This window comes from Pseudomonas floridensis, from assembly GCF_002087235.1.
Classification (GTDB): Bacteria; Pseudomonadota; Gammaproteobacteria; order Pseudomonadales; family Pseudomonadaceae; genus Aquipseudomonas; species Aquipseudomonas floridensis.
In genome coordinates, this window is record NZ_MUIO01000118.1 from 1 (window position 1) to 648 (window position 648).

A 648-nucleotide genomic window follows, 5' to 3' on the forward strand; every position below is an offset into this window, starting at 1 on the left:
AAAAAAAGCCTTCCCCAAAACCGTGCTCGACTGGTCCAAACCCCTGCCGCCCGAGCAATGGCAACCCCCCAGCGACGAACTGATCCAGCAGAGCGAAGCCGTGCGCAAGACGCTGCGCAAAGGGCTGACCGTGTTCGATCATTTCGCCAGCGTCGAAAAAAGCGAGGTCAGGGAAAATGCCTGAGGACCAATACGAACGCCTGCCTGTAGCCGGGGATACGGAAAACGAGTCCGGTACTGAAGTTTTCTATCTCGCTCCACGGCCAGTCCCCACCGGGGTTGCAGCTTTTAGCTCGCGCAGCCTTCATCAATACGCCAATGACGTTTATCTGGATTTCGGGTTGAGTGCAGCGACGATTGAATTTGCAGTGCGCTGTAGTATTGGTTCTGTTATGTCCATCGTGATCTTTTTCATGCTGACTTCGATAGGTTTGGGAATCAACGATCACATCAACCTGGGAAGACCCATATTTGAAATCTTCCTGACTTTACTTCTGCCAAATCCTTATTTCCGGGGGATCGTGGGAGGCTTGGCACTAATGTATCTCTGCTGCTTCGTCCACGCCGTCTACCCCCACTCCAAAATCCCGCCTACTCGCTTCAACCGCCAGCGTCGTGAAGTCGCCTATGTGGCCAGCCGGGGGGAGC

Annotated in this window: 2 pseudogenes; both read left to right on the forward strand. The window is 54.2% G+C overall.

From position 1 onward, the window contains the following. A pseudogene (locus BZK31_RS25145) lies at positions 1-184 on the forward strand (hypothetical protein); the annotation flags it as partial. Further along, positions 177-648 (forward strand): annotated as a pseudogene (locus tag BZK31_RS25150) (DUF6708 domain-containing protein); the annotation flags it as partial. The pseudogenes BZK31_RS25145 and BZK31_RS25150, both read left to right, overlap by 8 nt.